Genomic DNA, 16,563 nt, shown 5'->3' on the forward strand with positions numbered 1-16,563 from the left:
CGCCGACAAGATCCGCCCTGCCGCCCGGGCCACGCCCGTCATCGCACGAGGGATCCGACCGGTCGATGCTCGGAGCTCGTGCCGGAGCTGCCGACTCCAGTCCTCCTGCCCGGGATCAGGCGCGCGGAGTTCAGGATGAAGGCCGTCTCGCTGCCCACGTGGACGAGCGCTGCGGCCAGCGGATTCAGCATTCCGACGGCGGCCAGGACGATGCCCAGCAGGTCCACGGCGATCGTGCCCGCGAAGTTCGCCGTCACGATGCGCCGCGCGCGCCGGGCGATGAGCAGGGTGCGCGCGAGGTCCTCCGGGTCGGAGCTGATCAGCACGACGCCAGCCGACTCCTGCGCCACGTCGGTGCCGCTGCCCATCGCGATGCCCACGTCGGCCCGCAGCAGCGCCGGAGCGTCGTTCACGCCGTCGCCGACCATCGCCAGTCGGTGCCCGGCTGCGATCTCCGCGTCGATCCGCGCGAGCTTCTGCTCGGGGAGGAGCCCGGCCTCCACGTCCTCGATGCCCAGCTCCCGGCCGATCGCGTGCGCCGTCGCCGGGGCGTCGCCCGTCAGCATGAGCACGCGCAGCCCGCGGGCACGCAGGGCGCTGATCGCGCCGGCCGAGCCGGGGCGCACCGTGTCCGCGAGCCGGACCGATCCGATCCTTGCCCCGTCGGTCCGCACCTGGATCCGGGAGTCCCCGCTGCCGCCGATCTCCACGAGCGCACCGGCCACCCGGGCACGGATCCCGCGACCGGGCAGAGCGGCGAAGTCCGTCGGCGCCTCGAGGGGGATTCCCATCTCGCGCGCCCGGCGGACCAGAACGCGCCCCGTGGGATGCTCGGAGTAGAGCTCGGCGCTGCCCGCGAGGCGCAGCAGCCGGGCGACCGACATCCCGTCGGCCGGGCGGACGGAGACGACCTGAAGGTCCCCGGTGGTGAGCGTCCCGGTCTTGTCGAAGACGACCGTGTCCACCGCCGAGAGCGCCTCGAGCTGCGCGCCTCCCTTCACGAAGGCGCCCGTGCGCGCGGTCCGCGCGATCGCGGCGAGCACCGCGAGCGGAGTGCCGGCGGCGATTCCGCAGGCGCCCGCCACCAGGATCACGGAGATCGTCGCCGTGAGGTCGCGCGTGAGCAGGAAGGTGACCGCTGCGCCCGCGAGCGCGATGTAGACGAGCCAGGCGGCGAGACGGTCGGCCAGACGCTGTGCCGGGGCCTCGGTCGACTGGGCCTCGCGCACCGCCCGCACGATCCTCCCGTACGAGGAGTCCTCGCCCACGCGCTCGGCTCGCACCTCGAGCGCGCCCATCTGGTTCACCGATCCGGCGTGCACCCCGTCGCCGGGGCCGACGTCCACCGGCAGCGACTCCCCGGTGACGCGCGAGGCGTCCACGGCGGAAGCGCCTGCTATCACGGCACCGTCCACGGGAACGCGGCCACCGGGAGGGACCAGCACCGTGTCACCGACGCGGACCTCCGCGAGCGGCACGTCCCGGAAGTCCGCCGGGGCATCGACCACGGTGCCCGCTCCGCCGCCCGGTCGTGCGGCCGTGCCGTCTGCAGAGCCGTCCTTCTCCGCTGCTCCTGTGCGCCGCACCTGCACGGACTCGGGCAGGAACGACATCAGGTCCGTGAGAGCCTCGCGCCCGCGATCCATGGAGAGGTCCTCGAGGATCTCGGCGGCGAGCACGAAGGCCGCGATGATCAGCGCCGTCACCCATTCGCCGATGGCTGCGGCGGCCGCGATCGCCAGCAGCATCGACAGCTCCATGCTCATCCGCCGCGCACGCACGTCCCCGAACGCCTCGCGCAGGATCGGCCAGAGGCCCACCATCAGGCCGACCAGCGCGATCAGGGGCACCCGCTCGAGCGGCCACGCGGGCAACAGAGCCGTCGCGAGCGCGCACGCCGCGACGACCGCGATGCGCACGAGATCGGTGCGGTCGATCCGCGCGAGCAGGGAGCCCGCGCTCATGCGCTCGTCCCTCGATCCCGCGGGCAGCCGATCTCGAGGTCCTCCCGGTGATGTTCCGGAACCCCGCCCACCACGTGCTGCGCCTGCATGACGGCCTGGGTGACGAGCTGGCGTGCATGCTCGTCGATGAGGCTGTAGTAGGCGCGGTTGCCCTCCTGGCGGGCCTGCACGACCTTCCCCCAACGCAGCTTCGCGAGGTGCTGCGAGATGTTCGTGGGCGACTTGCCGACGCGCTCGGCGAGGTCGTTGACGGTGAGCTCGCCGCCGCGCAGCGCGAGGATGATCCGCACCCGAGTGGCGTCCGCGAGCAGCGTGAAGACCTCCGCTGCGAGGTCCGCGTACTGGCTGTGCTCGTCGAACGTGCATTTCTTCGTATCTTCGCGCATACGAAGATAGTAGGGAGGTGCTGGTGGTCGTGTCCAGGGCTCTGGTCTGCCGAGCCCGTCGGTCACCTCCGGCCGAGGTGCTCCCGGGTCTCCCGCACGAGGTCCTCGGCCCGCGCGATGCAGGCGGCGAGCGCGTCCGCGGACCCGTCCGCGCCGATGCCCGCGAGGATCTTCGTCGCCTACGCCGTGAAGCCGTGGGTGTCCAGCGGGAGGTCCTCGACGCCGGGGATCAGCCCCTTCTCGTTGGTCACCCAGACCCCGGCGGCGGCGCACCATGCGTGAGCGCACCACATCAGCGAGCATGCGCAGCACAGCCCGATGTAGGCGACGTCGCCCCGGACAGCCGCCTTGGCCGCCCCGCCCAGCAGGAACTCGGCGTTGCCCAGATACTCCGCGAAGGCATCGCGGAGCGCCGGCGGGTAGGGATCCAAGCCCTCGCGCAGCTCGCCGACGAGGTCGACGGGGTCCGCGAGCGGCACGCAGACGGCCGCCTCGGCCGCGTAGGCGACATCGAGGAAGCCCAGCGGGTGGCCGAGCTGCTGGTGGAAGGTGAACTCGCCCGCGATCGCCCGATCCCGCTGTGCGCGGACGCGGGAGGCGTCGCGCAGGATGAGGTCCACGGGCGTGCCCTCGATCGTCAGCCACCCGCCGCCGTCCACCCACGGACCCCAGCCGCCGGGGCCTGCGACACCGACCGGAGCGTCGGCGATCTCGTCCGCCGCCGCCCTCAGTGCGGTCATGTCCAGGTGCTCGGCCTCGTAGTAGAGACCGAGGTCCACGTCGGACGCCTCGTGGTTGGTGCCGCGGGCACGGCTGCCCCCGAGCACCACGGCCTCGACGCCGGCCACGGCCTGCAGCCGTCGCGCGATCCTCCGCAGCTCCTCGTCCTCCAGCATGTGCGTCTCCGTTCTCCTCGTCGGCCTGCTCTTCGTCGCTCTGCTCGACTGGTCCTGCTGCTCATCGCGCGGAGGTCCCGTGCGGTGGCCGGGTCCGGTGACCGGGTCCTCTGGCCCGGTGCGGTGGCCGGAGCTGGTGCCTCATCCCCGCCGCTCCATGGCCTCCGCCCACCACTCCTCGGGGTCCGCGGCCCGCGGATCGGCGCCGTGGGCGCGCAGCCAGGTGCACACGTTCTCGCAGTCGCGACGCAGGAAGTCGGGCCCGTTGGGGTTCGCGATCAGGTCGATCACCTGGGGGACGTCGATGACCACCAGGCGCTCGTCAGCGCTGCGCGGATCGACCAGCACGTTGTACGCCGAGAGATCGCCGTGGACGAGCCCCATCTCGGCGAGGCGCAGCACGAAGCCGCGCAGCTCACGGGTCCATTGCGCGGCCAGCCCGGCCGACGGTCGGCGCTCGTGCAGCCGGGGCCCGGCGACGGGCGTGGCGGGCGCCTCGTGCTCTCCCGGCTTCCGCGCCGGGCCGGGTCCGCGGGAGGAGTCGGGAACGCTTGCCGCGTCGGCCCCGCCGACCGCCTCGAGACCGCCGCCCGCTCCGGGCCCGCCGACGCCGATGAACTCCATGCTCACCTCGGTGCCCTGGATCTGCACGGGGTAGGGCACGGCGAGGCCGGCGGCGTGCAGGCGCGCGAGGGTGTCGAACTCGGCGCGCGCCCACTGCCCGGCGGCGGCCCGCTTGCCGAAGGCGCTGCCGCGAGCGATCGCACGGCCCTCGCGGGAATCGGTCACCCGCCTGCCCTCGGTGTACTGCGCGGAGCGGTGGAAGGAGGTGTGCTCATCGGTGCGATAGCGCTTGGCGACCATGAGCGCCACCTCGCCGGGCGCGCCCGTGCGCAGGTCAGGAGGCAGGGCGCGCTCGATCAGGAAGGCGTCGGCCTCCTTGCCGGTCTTCAGCACGCCGAGCTCGGTGTCGATCGCACCCTCGTGCTGGACCACCCAGTCGGGGAACGGCTGCGGGCCGCGGTCCAGGGTGTGGGCGGTCTCGGGCCAGGTCGACCAGCGCTGATCGGGCCCGGGCTCATCGGGGTCGTGGGGGAGGTCGTCGTCGGTCACGCCGGCGGTGACCAGAGAGGTGGAGTAGAAGGTGTCCCAGTCGAAGGACGATGCCATGAGGGGGTTCTCCCGAGGTGTGGACCTGCGGCGCGGGAGCGCGGGCGCGCGATCGGCGCGGCGGCGGCCGTGGGGCCGACGGCGGTTCAGCAGGTCGGAGCGGAGCGGAGGACGGCAGGGGTCAGCACGGTGGCAACCATCAGGTCCTCCTCACCTCAGGGTCGGCGCTTGGGGCCGACGCTCGGCAGCACCGTACGGCGCGCGGGGGAGCGGGGTCGAGCGATTATTCGGAGATCCGGGGTGAGCGGGTCTGCGTGTTCGTCCAAGAGCGGAGAGCAGCCCGTACCGTTCAGTCTCGGCGCAGGTCCTTGACCAGGTATTCGCATGGATCGGCGTGGTCGATGCGCGTGCCGTCCCCGTGCTGCTCGGTCCATCTGTCGATGACTCGGAGTCCGTCGACGGGTCGGTACCCGAGCCGCTCGTAGAGACGGCGGGCAGCGGGGTTGCTCGGCTCGACCGCGATGCCGATGCGCGCGCATCCCCGGCTCCGCGCAGCGTCCTCGGCGGCGGCGAGCAGCACGGTGCCGGTGCCGCGGCCGGTGGGCCAGGCGGCCAGGGCATTCACCTCGACGATGCCGGGCCAGCGCGCGCCCACCTCGCCGTACTTGCTGGCCAGCAGCAGGGTCCCGTGCCCGATCGGCGTGTCCTCGTGCCACGCCAGGAGCTGGACGCACTCACCGCGCTCCTGCATCGCGAAGCGCTCGCGATGGTGGCGCAGCACCGGATCGGGTGCCCCGGAGCGCTCGAGTCGCTCGAGGTCCGCGGGAGTGCATGGTCCGACGCGGATGGTCGTCGCCGACCCATCGTCCGGCGTCGCCCGGCTGCCGCTCGGCTCCACCCGGCTGCCGTCCCGCGCCGCCCGCTCGTCGTGACCACTCCCGTGCGGCCCCGGCGCGTCCCGGGGATCGTCGGCGATCATGCGGGGACCGTATCAGCGCTGGTGAAGCGATTCACGCGACCCGGGTGCATGCCCTACCGTGGGTCGTCGTCGGCCGTGTCCGCGCGCGCCGGATCGTCAGCACGAAGGAGTGGCAGTGACCAGCAGACGTACCCTGCTCGGGGCCGCAGGCGTCGCCGCGGCGGGAGGGGCGCTCGCGCTCTCCGGCTGCTCCTCGGGAGGCGGTGGTGTCTCGTCGGAGCTGGGCACGATGGCCACGAAGAGCGCGAAGGACTCGATCAGCTTCCAGATCTGGGACGCCGCCCAGGCCCCCGCGATGCGGCAGATCATCGACGCGTTCCACGAGGACTACCCGGGCATCGAGGTGACGATGTCGATCGCCGCCTACGCGAGCTACTTCGAGCGCCTGCGGATCCAGGCCACGGGCGACGACCTGCCCGACGTGTTCTGGATCAACGGCCCGAACTTCGAGCTCTACGCCTCCCACGGCCTGCTCCAGGACCTCGGCGACCTCGAGGGCTTCGACCCGGAGAACTATCCCGAGAACCTCGTCGAGCTCTACACCTACGACGCGACGCGGTACGCGATCCCCAAGGACTTCGACACCATCGGCCTCTGGTACAACCGGGAGCTGCTGCACCGCGCAGGGGTCGATGCGCCCGACGGCTCGTGGAGCTGGGAGCAGTACCGCGACGCCTCCGAGCAGGTGACGCGGAAGCTCCGCTCCGACCGCATCTGGGGGAACCCCGGCGGCATCGAGACCCAGGCCTACATCTACCCGCTCGCCCTCCAGGCCGGCGGCTTCATCATCTCCGAGGACCAGTCGAGCTCCGGGTACGACGATCCGGGGACGCTCGAGGCCTTCGAGTTCCTGCGCGGGATGATCGACGACGGCATCGCCCCCGACGTCCGCTACACCACGGAGAACCCTCCGCAGGACCTCTTCAGCGACGGCCGCGCGGCGCTCATGACCTCGGGAAACTGGCAGGCGGCCGTGCTCCAGGACTCCGTGGTCAAGGAGCAGATCGACGCCGCCCCGCTGCTGCACGGGAAGCAGGAGGGCAACGTCATCCACGGCATCGGCTATGCGATGAGCGCCCACAGCGCGCACAAGCCCGCCGCCTCCGCGTTCCTCTCGTTCCTGGGATCGGAGAAGGCGGCCCGCATCCAGGGCGCCGCGGGCGCCGCGAACCCGGCGTTCATCGGCACCAACGACAGCTTCTTCGACGCCCTCCCCGGCTTCGACCTCGAGCTCTTCGTGGACGCTGCGAAGAGCGCCCGCCCCTATCCCGTCTCGCAGAACACCTCGGCCTGGAACCAGCTCGAGGAGCTCCTGCTCCCCAAGATCGTCGGCGGCCCCGGCGACCTCGCGGAGACCGCGGGGGACCTCGCCGATCGGATGAACGGAGTGCTCGCCGATGAGTCATGAGACCGCCGCGGCCGCGCCGCGCAGGAGACGCCGAGGGACCGACGGCTGGTGGCCGCTCGTCTTCCTCGGCCCGCTGCTGCTGGGCATCGCCGTCTTCTACTTCTGGCCGATCATCGCGACGGTCATCAACTCCTTCACGGTGTTCGGCCCCTTCGGCGGCCGCACCTTCAACGGGCTCGCGAACTACGCGCAGCTGCTGCAGGACTCCTTCATCCCGAGGGCCGTCCTCAACACCCTCATCTACACGCTGATCGTGCTGTGCGGGATCCCGCTCGCGGTCTGCATCGCCTCGCTGCTGAACCAGAAGGGCCTGCGCTTCGCCCGCTTCTACCAGGTGCTGTTCTTCCTTCCCGCGGTCTCCATGCCGGTCGCGGTCGCGCTCGTGTGGCGGATGATCTTCAACAAGGAGTTCGGCCTGGTCAACTGGGTGCTCTCCCTCGTGGGGATCGACGGCCCGTACTGGGTGACGGCCCCCTGGTGGTCGCTGCTCGCGGTCTCGATCGTGGGCCTGTGGTCGAGCCTGCCGCTCGCGATCATCATCCTGGGGGCGGGGCTGCGCGGCATCCCCGCCGAGCTCTACGAGGCCGCGCAGCTCGACGGCGCCGGCACCGTGCGCCAGTTCTTCTCGGTGACCGTGCCGCTGCTGACCCCGAGCATCTTCTTCCTGTCCATCATCACCGCGATCAACGGCTTCCAGCTGTTCGACCTGCTCTTCGCGATGATGGGCCAGGCGAATCCCGCGATGGCCGACACCCAGTCCCTCGTGTACCTCTTCTACTCCGAGGCCTTCCGCCAGAACAACCAGGGGTACGCCTCCGTGATCGCCCTGCTGATCCTCGCGATCATCGGGGTGTTCACGCTGCTGCAGTTCCGCCTGCAGAGGAGGTGGGTCCACTATGAGTGAGACTCCCGCGCACGCCCCGGCTGCCACGTCCGCGACGCCGACGCCGACGCCGACGGCATCGGCCGCCGCCCCCGCGACGCCGAGTGCGGCCCGCGATCGGGCCGGTTCCGGCGCCCGCGCCCGTCGGCCCCGCTGGGCGACCCATGCGGTCCTGCTGATCGGCGGGATCCTGATGGTGTTCCCGTTCCTGTGGCAGATCAACATGTCCCTGTCCACGCAGGCGGAGGTCACATCGGTCCCGCCCAGCTGGCTGCCCGCGTCCCCGCAGTGGCAGAACTACCCGGAGGTCTTCGCGCAGGTGCCGTTCCTGCACCAGTTCGCGAACACGGCGCTGGTGACGATCGCCCGCGTGATCGGGCAGCTGCTGCTGTGCGCCCTGGCCGGCTACGCCTTCGCGCGGATGAGGTTCCGCGGCAGGAACCTCGTGTTCGCGCTGGTGCTCTCGATCCTCATGGTCCCGTACCAGATCTACCTCATCCCGCAGTACGGCGTGATCCAGAACCTGGGCCTGCTCAACACGATCGCCGGCATCGCCGCACCGGGGGTCTTCAGCGCCTTCGGCACGTTCCTCATGCGCCAGCACTTCCTGTCGATGCCCGCCTCGCTCGAGGAGGCGGCGCGGCTGGACGGCGCGAATCCCTGGCAGACCTTCTGGCGAATCATGTTCCCGCTCTCCGGGCCGGCGCTCAGCGCGGTCGCGATCCTCACCGCCCTCGCCTCGTGGAACGACCTCATGTGGCCGCTGATCGCCGCGACCTACGACGAGAAGACGACCCTCGCCGTCGGCCTCACGTCCCTGCAGGGCCAGTTCACGACGGACTACCCGGTGATGATGGCGGCGAGCTTCATGGCGATGCTGCCGCTGATGATCCTGTTCATCGTCCTGCAGCGCCGTGTCGTGGAGGGGCTCGCCCATTCGGGCATGAAGGGGTGAGCGTCCCGGGGGAGTGGGCTGTGCGCCCTCACCGGCCGAAGCGCTGCTGCGCTGCCTGGCGGGTGGTGTCCAGGGCCGCGCCGATCACGGTCCAGGAGACTCCCGCCTCCCGTGCCGCGGTCACGGAGTCGCGCAGCTCCTGCTCGGCGTGAGCCAGCTCCTCGCGGGCGGTGAGGATCCGACGGAAGGGTGCTGCATCCTGCGAGGGGGCCGTCAACGGATCGAGCGTGTCGAGCCCGTCCGCCACGGTCCCGTGTACGGGGTCGAATGCCATGTGATCACCTCAGGTAGTCGTAGAAGATCGGTCGAAGTCGGTCCGCGTGGATCACGCGGGTGGGGGTGTCGGCAGGAAGCGCGACCATCTCCAGAAGCATCCCGTGGCGGTCCGGGCCGATGACCAGGAGGCGCTCGTCTCCGTGGTACTCGTACTCCACGAGTCGCACAGCGTTCCGCCAGGCGTGCCGTATGTCGTGGTCGTCGATGCCGTGCCGATGGGCGGATGATGCGATGTCCGCTCGAGTCTCCTGTCAACGCCCAGAGGTGTCAAGAGAGCCTTGACGAACGGGCTGCGTCGCCGGAACTCAGCGTGCCTGGATGTCTGGTGGGTGTCGTGCGGATGTGGATGAGAACCGGATGGGGAGGGCCGGCGGGCTCGCCGCGCTCCCGACCATTCGGGCGAACCGCCGTACCCGGCGTCTCGCGCCTCCTCCTCGCGCTTCCCACGTGAGCAAACCCTGGCTACAGTGCAGATCCCCTACCCCCACAGGAGTCGATGATGACCGTGGATCTGCCCCGCCCCGCCCTCTCCTCCCGCCCCGAGCCGACGACGCCAGCCCCTTCGGAGGGCCGCTCGCTCAGCCGCCGCACGGCGCTCGCCGGCGGCTTCGGTGCCGCGGGCACCGCCGCCGCTCTGGCACTCGCTGCGCCCTCGGCCACGGCGGCAGGTGCCGCGCCGACCGGGACCGTCGGCCCCGCCCCGGCCGGCGGGCACCACGGCGGCCACCACGGCAGCGCCCCCGCCGTCCACTGGGAGCGCGGGCACCTCTTCCCGACCTTCGACCGTGCCTCGGGCACAGTGCGCGTGGGCGACATGCGGAAGCTCGACGGCTTCGACCGTCTGCTGCTGATCAGCCTGCAGGGACTCGTGAACCGCGAGCGCCCCGAGGTCTACCTCATCGCCGACGACGTCGACGAGACCTGGATCCCCGACCTCCCCGCGCGCACCCGGGTCGAGAAGAACGCGCTCGACCTCGTCTCCCGCTACCGCAGGCGGATCTCCGGCGCCGTCGTCTACGACATGGACGCCCCGGACACCATCAACCTCGCGACCACCATCGCCGCCCAGCGCGGCGCGGTCGTCGCGACCGCGCAGCAGGCCTCCGACCACGGCCTGAAGGTCGTCGAGGACCTGCGAGGACGCTTCGAGGACGACCCCGCCGCCATCTACGAGTACGCCATCGACCACCACTGGGAGAAGAGCACCCACAAGGTGCTCGTCGGCCTCCCGCCCACGCACACCGTCGAGGTCGAGGGGGTCGAATGGACCGAGCTGGCGCGCGAGAAGGAGCGGGTCACCGACTCCTCGAACCTCGGCACCGTCACCGTGGACCTCACCGCCCACGTCGGCGACGGGGAGGTGTTCGTGCGCCTGTCCGACTCCTTCCCCGACGACGGCTGGGGGCCCTCGCTCCATCATGCGACCCTCACGGTCGACGGCGAGAAGACCGCCGACTTCGTGCCCGGCACCGACGATGAGGCGGAGTTCCTCTTCGACGGCAGCGGCTCGCAGACCAAGGAGGGCCTGCGCTTCGCCGACGGCGGCTCCTCCTTCATCTACCGCTTCGAGGTCCCGGACGGCGCGAAGGCCGTGAGTGTCGACCTCGAGCTCGAGAACGAGTACGCCGTCTCCGCGACGTCCACCGCACCCACGCGCGTCGAGCCCTTCTCGTCCTTCCGCGACTTCGCGATCGCCACGAGCGCGCTGATCACCTGGCTCCCGCCCTCGGGCGCGAGCGGCAGCCAGTTCTCCGAGCTGCTCGAGAAGGTCGACCCCGGCACCGTCTACGCCGGCTGGTTCGCGAACGACGTCGACGGCGAATGGTCGGGCGTGGAGCTGTGCAGCACCCACGGCGTCATCGTCGTGGCCGCCGACTACTTCATGAACGCGACCGTGCTCTCCGGCATCCCCGCCTCGACCCGCGCGAAGCCCACGAAGCCCTCGCGCGGCCGCGTGAAGGACCGCACCTACCTCACGCTCACCTTCGGCGAGGGCGACAACATCCAGTTCTGCGAGCGGCACATGCGCGAGCTCTGGGACGACCCCGCCCGCGGGTCCGTGCCGATGAACTGGACCATCACGCCGCTGCTCGAGGACATCGGGCCAGCCCTGCTGCACCACTTCCAGCACACCGCGACCGAGAACGACTTCCTGGTGTGCGGCCCCTCCGGCGCCGGTTACACCTACGGCGACTCCTGGCCGAAGGACCAGCTGGACGTCTTCACGAAGGCCTCGGGCCGCTACCAGTCCCGCACCGGGCTCGACATGGTCTACGCCTACTCGACCCCCGAGTCCGGCGAGCCCTCGCCGACCCTGCCCGACTGGGTGCTCGAGTCCTACGCGGACAACGTCGACCTGCGCGGCATCATGCAGACCGACGAGAAGGGGTCGATCAGCGCACCCGGCGCGGCCGTCCCGCTGATCGGCACCTTCTATCCCGCCGGCGGCGTCGACACCTACCGCGAGCAGCTGCTCGCGAAGATCGAGGAGGCCCGCGGGACGGGCGGGGCCGGCGGCAAGGGATCGGCCGACGGCAAGGGCTCGGCCGGCGGCGAGGGCTCGGCGGGAGGTCCGCTGTTCATCGCCGGGCTCATCAACGCCTGGAGCTGGACCCCGTCGGACGTGAAGGAGCTCGTCGAGAGCCTGCCGGAGGACGTCGAGGTCGTGCTGGCCGACGAGTTCTTCGACCTCTTCGCGCGCACCCGCTGAGCAGCCACCCGGGCTACGCTCCCCCATGCCAGACGACGTCGCCGACCTGCTCTCCGCGTACGACTCCCAATTGCGCGAAGATGCCGAGGTCGTGAACGCCGAGAGCGTCGCCCGGGTCGGCCCGCTGCTGGTTGCGAGGTATCCCGGAGGACGGGGCTTCGTCACCTATCGGGATCTGCAGGTGGAGAACGCGCAGCAGGCGTCCGGCAGAGTGCAGGACGCGCTCTCGCTGCTCCTCGAGGAGCCGCGGTGCACGCAGATCGAGTGGAAGACCAGGGGGCACGATCAGGCCCCCGGGCTCGAGGATGCTCTGCGCGCTCAGGGGTTCGTCCCCGAGGAGCCGGAATCGATCATGGTCGGCCGCCTGGAGGGCCTGATGGGCGGCGCGCCGCTCCCGGACGTCACTCTGAGACGCATCACCCGGGACGCCGACGTGCGCGCGATGTGTGCGATGGCGGAGGAGGCGTTCGGGCGCAGCGCCGGTGCGCGCCACGCGGACGTCCTCCTTGCGCGCATCGGGGCAGGGGACCCCATGGAGCTGTGGGTCGCCGAGACGGAGGGGAGGATCGTCTCGTGCGGACGGCTCGAGCTCGTGCCGGGCACCGACTTCGTCGGCCTCTGGGGTGGGGCCACCCTCCCCGAGTACCGGCACCGCGGCATCTACCGGGCGCTCACGGCCGCCCGTGCCGAGGCGGCGCTCGCAGCCGGATACGGCTATGTCCACAGCGACTGCACGGAGTTCTCCCGTCCCATCCTGGAGCGCTCCGGCCTCGTGCGCGTCTCCTCGACCACCCCCTTCATCTGGAGCGGGGCGCAGGCCTGAACACAGCGGTAGCCTGCCCGCCATGACCGCTCCTGCAGACCGCCTCATCGACGTCCACGCCCACTTCGTCACCGACGACTACGTCGCGGCCGCACGCGGGGCCGGGATCGAGCATCCGGACGGCATGCCCGGCTGGCCGGAGTGGGCCCTCGCCTCGCAGATCGAGGACATGGACCGCCGCGGCATCGAGCACGCGGTGCTCTCGATCTCCTCGCCCGGGGTCCACTTCGGCGACGACGCGGCGGCGGCATCGCTCGCCCGCGCGGTGAACGACGCCGCGGCCTCGTTCGTCGCCGAGCACCCGCAGCGCCTCTCCTTCTTCGCCTCGCTGCCCCTGCCCGATGTCGACGCCGCCCGTGCCGAGGCCCGCCGCGCGCTCGCGCTGCCCGGGGCCCGCGGCGTGATCCTCGAGTCGAACCCGCGCGGCCAGTACCTCGGCGACCAGGCGCTCGAGCCCCTGTGGGCGGATCTCGAGGCCGCGGGCGCGATCGTGTTCGTCCATCCGACCTCGCCCGTCGGGGCCGACGGGACGGACCTCGGCCGGCCCCGCCCGATGCTCGAGTTCATGGCCGACTCGACCCGCAGCATCGTCGACCTCGTGCTCGCGGGTGCCCTGGACCGCCATCCCGGACTGCGCGTGATCGTCCCGCACTCCGGGGCCTCCCTTGCCCTGCTGTCCGACCGGGTCGCCATGTTCCAGGGCGGGTTCGGCCTGGGCGGCGTGCCCTTCGCCGAGGCGATGCGCGGTCTCTGGTTCGACCTCGCGGGCACGCCCTTCCCGCATGCGGCGCCGCTGCTGGTGGACGTCGCCGGATCCCAGCACGTGCTCTACGGCAGCGACTCCTGCTGGACCCCGGCCCCGGCGGTCGATGCGCAGATCGAGAGCATCGACCGCGCCCAGCCGCCCCTCGGGGCGACCAGCTGGCGGCGCCTGACCACCCGCAACGCGGAGACGCTGCTGGGCGAGGGGTGAGTGCGCGGGTTCAGGCCCTGCTGATCCCGGCAGTCCACTCGCCGACGGTGGTCACCGTCGCCTGACGGGAGAACACCTTCTGCGTGAGCACCCGGTGCACCTCCTCGTCGGGGTCCGCACAGGCGTCGGCGAGCACGGTGAGGCGGAAGTCGAGGTCCGCCGCCTGGCGCAGCGTCGAGAGCACGACGCCGCTCGTGGAGATCCCGGCGAGCACGAGCGACTCGGCCTGCAGGCCGCGCAGCAGCACCTCGAGATCGCTGCCGGTGAACGCGCTGATCCGGCGCTTGACCACGACGGGCTCGTCCGGGCGCGGGGCGAGGGCCTCGTGGAGCGCGGTGGCGGGGGAGTCCTCGGTCATGCCGTTGTCGCCCGCGCGCTCCGCGATGCCGGCGAAGCCCGAGGTCGGTGCGATCTCGGGGTAGCCGGGGCGGAATGCCACGCGCACCCAGACCACCGGGATGCCGGCCGCGCGCGCCGCCTCGACCGCCTCGCGGGCGCGCTCGAGGACGCCGGTGCCGGTGAAGCGGTCGGCGATGCCGTGCTGGAAGTCCATGGCGAGCAGCGCGGTGCGCGGGGCAAGGGTCGACGCCTCGTGAAGATCGTTGGCGGATGAGGTCATGGGGGAGTGCTCCTCTGTCTGGACGGTGAGGGATCGGGGCGGCCGATCCCTCATTTGCTCAATCAACATTGATCAATGTACGTTGACGATATGGATCCAGCAAATCGTCCGGCCTCCGCGGCGGAGGCCGCGCATGCCCTGCGCGGCGTCGTCGGCCGACTGCGGCGCCGCCTCCTCGCAGTCTCCGACAGCGAAGCCCTCACGCCCGCGCAGGCCTCGGCCCTCACCCTCTTCGTGCGCGGCGACGCCGACTCGGGCACCTCGCTCGCCCAGGCCGAGCGGATCTCGCCCCAGGCCGCGGCCGTCACCGTGGCGGCCCTCGCGAAGGCCGGTCTCATCGAGCGCACGGCCGACCCCGCCGACGGCCGCCGCCAGATCATCGCCGTGACCGACGCGGGCCTGGACTGCGTCCGGGGGGCGCGCGGGATGCGCCAGGCCTGGCTCGAGGAGGGCCTGGCCGAGGAGTACACCGAGGACGAGCGCGCGCAGATCATCGCGGCCGCCGCCCTCCTCGAGCGCCTGCTCCAACGATGACGGCGATCACCCGCCGCCCCGCACCCGCAGACCGCTTCGACCGCCGCCTGCTCTCCCCGATGATGCTCGGGTCGATCCTGAACCCGATCAACTCCTCGATCATCGCCGTCGCCCTCGTGCCCATCGGCGTCGCGCTCGGCGCTCCCGCCCGGGAGACCACCTGGCTGATCACGGGCCTGTACCTCGCCACCGCCGTCGGACAGCCGCTGATGGGGCGGCTCGTCGACGCCTACGGCGCCCGCCGCATGTTCCTCATCGGCTCCGCGCTGACCCTGCTCGCCGGCGTGATCGGCACCTTCGCCCCGAACATCTGGGTGCTCGTGGCCGCCCGCGTGGTGCTCGGCTTCGGCACCTGCGCCGGCTACCCCTCGGCGATGCGGCTGATCCGCGACGAGGGCGATCGGACCGGGGTGGACAGCCCCGCCGCCGTGCTCAGCGCGCTCAGCATCACCACCCAGACCATCTCGGTGATCGGTCCCGTGCTCGGCGGTGTGCTCATCGACGTCGGCGGCTGGCGCAGCACGCTCGCGATCAACGTGCTGCTGGGCGCCGCGGGCCTCGTGCTGGGGCGGCTCTACCTGCCGCCGAGCCGTCGGCCCGTCGGCCGTGCGCGGATCGACGTGGCCGGGATCCTGCTGTTCACGGTCGCCCTGGTGAGCCTGCTGCTCCTGGTCATGGACCCGTCCGTCGGCCGGCTCTGGCTGCTCGTGCCCGTCCTCGCCGCCGGCGCCGGCTTCTGGATCTGCGAACTGCGGCGCAGCGATCCCTTCATCGACGTGCGCATGCTGCGGGCGAGCCCCGCGCTCGTGCGCACGTACCTGAGATCGGTGCTCGCGGCGCTCGTGAGCTACGGCTACATCTACGGCTTCACCCAGTGGATGCAGGAGGCGCGCGACCTCAGCCCCTCGGTCTCCGGGCTCGTGCTGCTGCCCACCTTCGCCGTGGGCATCGCGGTGGTCGCCCTCACGGGGCGGCGCGAGGCGCTGCGCGGGAAGCTGATCGTCGGCTCCCTGGCGCAGATCCTCGCCTGCGCCCTGCTGCTCGCGCTGGGCGACAGCTCACCGCTCGTACTGCTGCTCGCGATCGCCGTGGTGCTCGGCATCCCGCAGGGCCTGCTGAACCTCGCCAACCAGAACGCGGTCTACCGCCAGGCGCGCGGCGACCAGATCGGGGCGGCGGCGGGGCTGCTGCGCACCTTCATGTACCTCGGCGCGATCGGCTCGTCCTCCGCGAGCGGCGTGCTCTTCGGCCGACGGGCCGACACCGCGGGCATGCACGATCTCGGTCTGGTGATGCTCGGCGCGGCCGTGCTGCTGCTCGTGCTCGCGGTGGCCGACAGGGCGCTCGGCAGCAGGGAGGGCAGCCGGGGGTGAGGCCGCCGGTCCGGGGCCGTGCCCGGTCGGGCCAGGTCCAGCCCGACCCGGCTCAGCGCACCTCGCGGTGCAGGTCGGCGAAGCAGTCCACGCCGGAGAGCCACTCGCGCTGCGCGCCGTCGCCGAACTCGCCCAGGCGGGCGACGGGCGTGCCGTCCCGCTGGGCGGGGCGCGGGTGGATGCGCAGGGAGCCGTGCGTGAGCTCGAGGCGCAGGCCGATGCCGTGCTCCTCGTAGGTCTCGGTGACGTCCTGGCCGATGAGGGAGCGCAGGACGCCCGCCCAGCGCTCGTCCTCGGAGGAGATGATCGCGTGCTCGCGCATCATGGTGGGCATCACCAGGCACTCCAGGAGCGGCTGCTCGACGGAGCCGGTGGGCGACTCGAAGCGGATCCGCAGCCGGCCGAGCACGAAGCAGACCTCGCGCACCCGGTACCCGTGCAGCCTCGAGAGGTCGAGGGTGAGGGGCTGCGTCGCTGTGCGGATGTCCGCCGTGGTGTCCATGAGGGCACTCTCCTTCCGGTCGTGGCTGCGATGCGGGCGGGCCGCCGCGGAGGGCGACCCGGGTCACAGTGCGGCACTGTAGACCCCTTGCCCGGAAGATGCCGACATGGTGTGCACAGCGGACACGCAGGGCACGTCGGCAGGTCGATGCCGAGGGTCCGGACGGTCGGTG

The 16,563-nt window shown here is 71.8% G+C and carries 17 protein-coding genes; 8 read left to right on the top strand and 9 right to left on the bottom strand.

Going from position 1 to position 16,563, the window contains the following annotated elements; all coding sequences use genetic code 11:
• Positions 1–38: 38 nt before the first annotated feature.
• From Bra3105_RS14015 to Bra3105_RS14035, 5 genes are all read right to left on the bottom strand, one after another.
• On the bottom strand, positions 39–1,964 hold the full coding sequence (locus Bra3105_RS14015; protein ID WP_228357331.1) for a heavy metal translocating P-type ATPase: 1,926 nt from the start codon (positions 1,962–1,964) through the stop codon (positions 39–41).
• On the bottom strand, positions 1,961–2,350 hold the full coding sequence (locus tag Bra3105_RS14020; protein WP_228357332.1) for an ArsR/SmtB family transcription factor: 390 nt from the start codon (positions 2,348–2,350) through the stop codon (positions 1,961–1,963). The genes Bra3105_RS14015 and Bra3105_RS14020 overlap by 4 nt, the downstream gene beginning before the upstream one ends.
• 179 nt (positions 2,351–2,529) lie before the next feature.
• Positions 2,530–3,246 carry a nucleotidyltransferase domain-containing protein gene (locus tag Bra3105_RS14025; RefSeq protein ID WP_228357333.1) on the bottom strand — a complete coding sequence of 239 codons (717 nt, stop codon included), beginning with the start codon at positions 3,244–3,246 and terminating at the stop codon, positions 2,530–2,532.
• Positions 3,247–3,387: 141 nt separating this feature from the next.
• Complete coding sequence (locus Bra3105_RS14030; protein WP_228357334.1) at positions 3,388–4,416, bottom strand: serine protein kinase RIO; 1,029 nt, start codon at positions 4,414–4,416, stop codon at positions 3,388–3,390.
• Positions 4,417–4,705: 289 nt separating this feature from the next.
• Complete coding sequence (locus tag Bra3105_RS14035) at positions 4,706–5,335, bottom strand: GNAT family N-acetyltransferase (protein WP_228357335.1); 630 nt, start codon at positions 5,333–5,335, stop codon at positions 4,706–4,708.
• Positions 5,336–5,450: 115 nt separating this feature from the next.
• Between Bra3105_RS14035 and Bra3105_RS14040 the strand changes: the two genes are divergently transcribed.
• The 3 genes from Bra3105_RS14040 to Bra3105_RS14050 are packed head-to-tail and all read left to right on the top strand — an operon-like array spanning position 5,451 to position 8,581.
• Positions 5,451–6,743: an ABC transporter substrate-binding protein gene (locus Bra3105_RS14040; protein ID WP_228357336.1), complete on the top strand. Its 1,293-nt coding sequence runs from the start codon at positions 5,451–5,453 to the stop codon at positions 6,741–6,743.
• Positions 6,733–7,647, top strand: coding sequence for a carbohydrate ABC transporter permease (locus Bra3105_RS14045; RefSeq protein WP_228357337.1), 915 nt, complete (start codon positions 6,733–6,735; stop codon positions 7,645–7,647). Before Bra3105_RS14040 ends, Bra3105_RS14045 begins: the two co-directional genes overlap by 11 nt.
• A complete protein-coding gene (locus Bra3105_RS14050) occupies positions 7,640–8,581 on the top strand; it encodes a carbohydrate ABC transporter permease (protein ID WP_323188824.1) in 942 nt (313 codons plus the stop codon). The genes Bra3105_RS14045 and Bra3105_RS14050 overlap by 8 nt, the downstream gene beginning before the upstream one ends.
• Before the next feature lie 28 nt (positions 8,582–8,609).
• Here Bra3105_RS14050 and Bra3105_RS14055 read toward each other — a convergent pair whose 3' ends face one another.
• Positions 8,610–8,855, bottom strand: coding sequence for a hypothetical protein (locus Bra3105_RS14055; RefSeq protein WP_228357338.1), 246 nt, complete (start codon positions 8,853–8,855; stop codon positions 8,610–8,612).
• A 4-nt stretch (positions 8,856–8,859) separates the two neighbouring features.
• The gene (locus Bra3105_RS14060) at positions 8,860–9,024 is read right to left on the bottom strand and encodes a hypothetical protein (RefSeq protein ID WP_228357339.1); all 165 of its coding nucleotides are present in this window, start codon (positions 9,022–9,024) and stop codon (positions 8,860–8,862) included.
• Between the two features lie 329 nt (positions 9,025–9,353).
• Here Bra3105_RS14060 and Bra3105_RS14065 point away from each other — a divergent pair, with 329 nt between their 5' ends.
• From Bra3105_RS14065 to Bra3105_RS14075, 3 genes are read left to right on the top strand one after another with little or no spacing between them, the layout of a single operon-like run.
• Positions 9,354–11,567, top strand: a complete 2,214-nt coding sequence (locus Bra3105_RS14065; protein ID WP_228357340.1) for a GxGYxYP domain-containing protein — start codon at positions 9,354–9,356, stop codon at positions 11,565–11,567.
• Positions 11,568–11,592: 25 nt separating this feature from the next.
• Positions 11,593–12,390 (top strand): GNAT family N-acetyltransferase, encoded by a 798-nt coding sequence (locus tag Bra3105_RS14070; protein WP_228357341.1) that lies wholly within the window; start codon positions 11,593–11,595, stop codon positions 12,388–12,390.
• Between the two features lie 22 nt (positions 12,391–12,412).
• Positions 12,413–13,363, top strand: a complete 951-nt coding sequence (locus Bra3105_RS14075; RefSeq protein ID WP_228357342.1) for an amidohydrolase family protein — start codon at positions 12,413–12,415, stop codon at positions 13,361–13,363.
• Between the two features lie 10 nt (positions 13,364–13,373).
• Here the strand turns inward: Bra3105_RS14075 and Bra3105_RS14080 are convergent, their stop codons facing one another.
• Complete coding sequence (locus tag Bra3105_RS14080) at positions 13,374–13,982, bottom strand: cysteine hydrolase family protein (protein ID WP_228357343.1); 609 nt, start codon at positions 13,980–13,982, stop codon at positions 13,374–13,376.
• 90 nt (positions 13,983–14,072) lie between these two features.
• On the opposite strand from Bra3105_RS14080, the gene Bra3105_RS14085 reads away from it, so the two are divergent.
• Positions 14,073–14,516, top strand: a complete 444-nt coding sequence (locus Bra3105_RS14085) for a MarR family winged helix-turn-helix transcriptional regulator (RefSeq protein WP_228357344.1) — start codon at positions 14,073–14,075, stop codon at positions 14,514–14,516.
• Positions 14,513–15,889, top strand: a complete 1,377-nt coding sequence (locus Bra3105_RS14090) for an MFS transporter (protein WP_228357345.1) — start codon at positions 14,513–14,515, stop codon at positions 15,887–15,889. Before Bra3105_RS14085 ends, Bra3105_RS14090 begins: the two co-directional genes overlap by 4 nt.
• Before the next feature lie 52 nt (positions 15,890–15,941).
• Here Bra3105_RS14090 and Bra3105_RS14095 read toward each other — a convergent pair whose 3' ends face one another.
• Positions 15,942–16,391 carry a hypothetical protein gene (locus tag Bra3105_RS14095; RefSeq protein WP_228357346.1) on the bottom strand — a complete coding sequence of 150 codons (450 nt, stop codon included), beginning with the start codon at positions 16,389–16,391 and terminating at the stop codon, positions 15,942–15,944.
• Between the last annotated feature and the right edge of the window lie 172 nt (positions 16,392–16,563).

Source organism: Brachybacterium halotolerans subsp. kimchii, assembly GCF_020792675.1.
Taxonomy (GTDB): Bacteria; Actinomycetota; Actinomycetes; order Actinomycetales; family Dermabacteraceae; genus Brachybacterium; species Brachybacterium halotolerans.

Excerpts from the sequence above, each read along its gene's own strand:
- Bra3105_RS14050 (WP_323188824.1), top strand. The coding sequence starts at position 7,640 with ATGAGTGAGACTCCCGCGCACGCCCCGGCTGCCACGTCCGCGACGCCG.
- Bra3105_RS14030 (WP_228357334.1), bottom strand. The coding sequence starts at position 4,416 with ATGGCATCGTCCTTCGACTGGGACACCTTCTACTCCACCTCTCTGGTC.
- Bra3105_RS14020 (WP_228357332.1), bottom strand. The coding sequence starts at position 2,350 with ATGCGCGAAGATACGAAGAAATGCACGTTCGACGAGCACAGCCAGTAC.
- Bra3105_RS14065 (WP_228357340.1), top strand. The coding sequence starts at position 9,354 with ATGATGACCGTGGATCTGCCCCGCCCCGCCCTCTCCTCCCGCCCCGAG.
- Bra3105_RS14045 (WP_228357337.1), top strand. The coding sequence starts at position 6,733 with ATGAGTCATGAGACCGCCGCGGCCGCGCCGCGCAGGAGACGCCGAGGG.
- Bra3105_RS14015 (WP_228357331.1), bottom strand. The coding sequence starts at position 1,964 with ATGAGCGCGGGCTCCCTGCTCGCGCGGATCGACCGCACCGATCTCGTG.
- Bra3105_RS14035 (WP_228357335.1), bottom strand. The coding sequence starts at position 5,335 with ATGATCGCCGACGATCCCCGGGACGCGCCGGGGCCGCACGGGAGTGGT.
- Bra3105_RS14025 (WP_228357333.1), bottom strand. The coding sequence starts at position 3,246 with ATGCTGGAGGACGAGGAGCTGCGGAGGATCGCGCGACGGCTGCAGGCC.
- Bra3105_RS14055 (WP_228357338.1), bottom strand. The coding sequence starts at position 8,855 with ATGGCATTCGACCCCGTACACGGGACCGTGGCGGACGGGCTCGACACG.
- Bra3105_RS14095 (WP_228357346.1), bottom strand. The coding sequence starts at position 16,391 with ATGGACACCACGGCGGACATCCGCACAGCGACGCAGCCCCTCACCCTC.
- Bra3105_RS14085 (WP_228357344.1), top strand. The coding sequence starts at position 14,073 with ATGGATCCAGCAAATCGTCCGGCCTCCGCGGCGGAGGCCGCGCATGCC.
- Bra3105_RS14070 (WP_228357341.1), top strand. The coding sequence starts at position 11,593 with ATGCCAGACGACGTCGCCGACCTGCTCTCCGCGTACGACTCCCAATTG.
- Bra3105_RS14090 (WP_228357345.1), top strand. The coding sequence starts at position 14,513 with ATGACGGCGATCACCCGCCGCCCCGCACCCGCAGACCGCTTCGACCGC.
- Bra3105_RS14080 (WP_228357343.1), bottom strand. The coding sequence starts at position 13,982 with ATGACCTCATCCGCCAACGATCTTCACGAGGCGTCGACCCTTGCCCCG.
- Bra3105_RS14075 (WP_228357342.1), top strand. The coding sequence starts at position 12,413 with ATGACCGCTCCTGCAGACCGCCTCATCGACGTCCACGCCCACTTCGTC.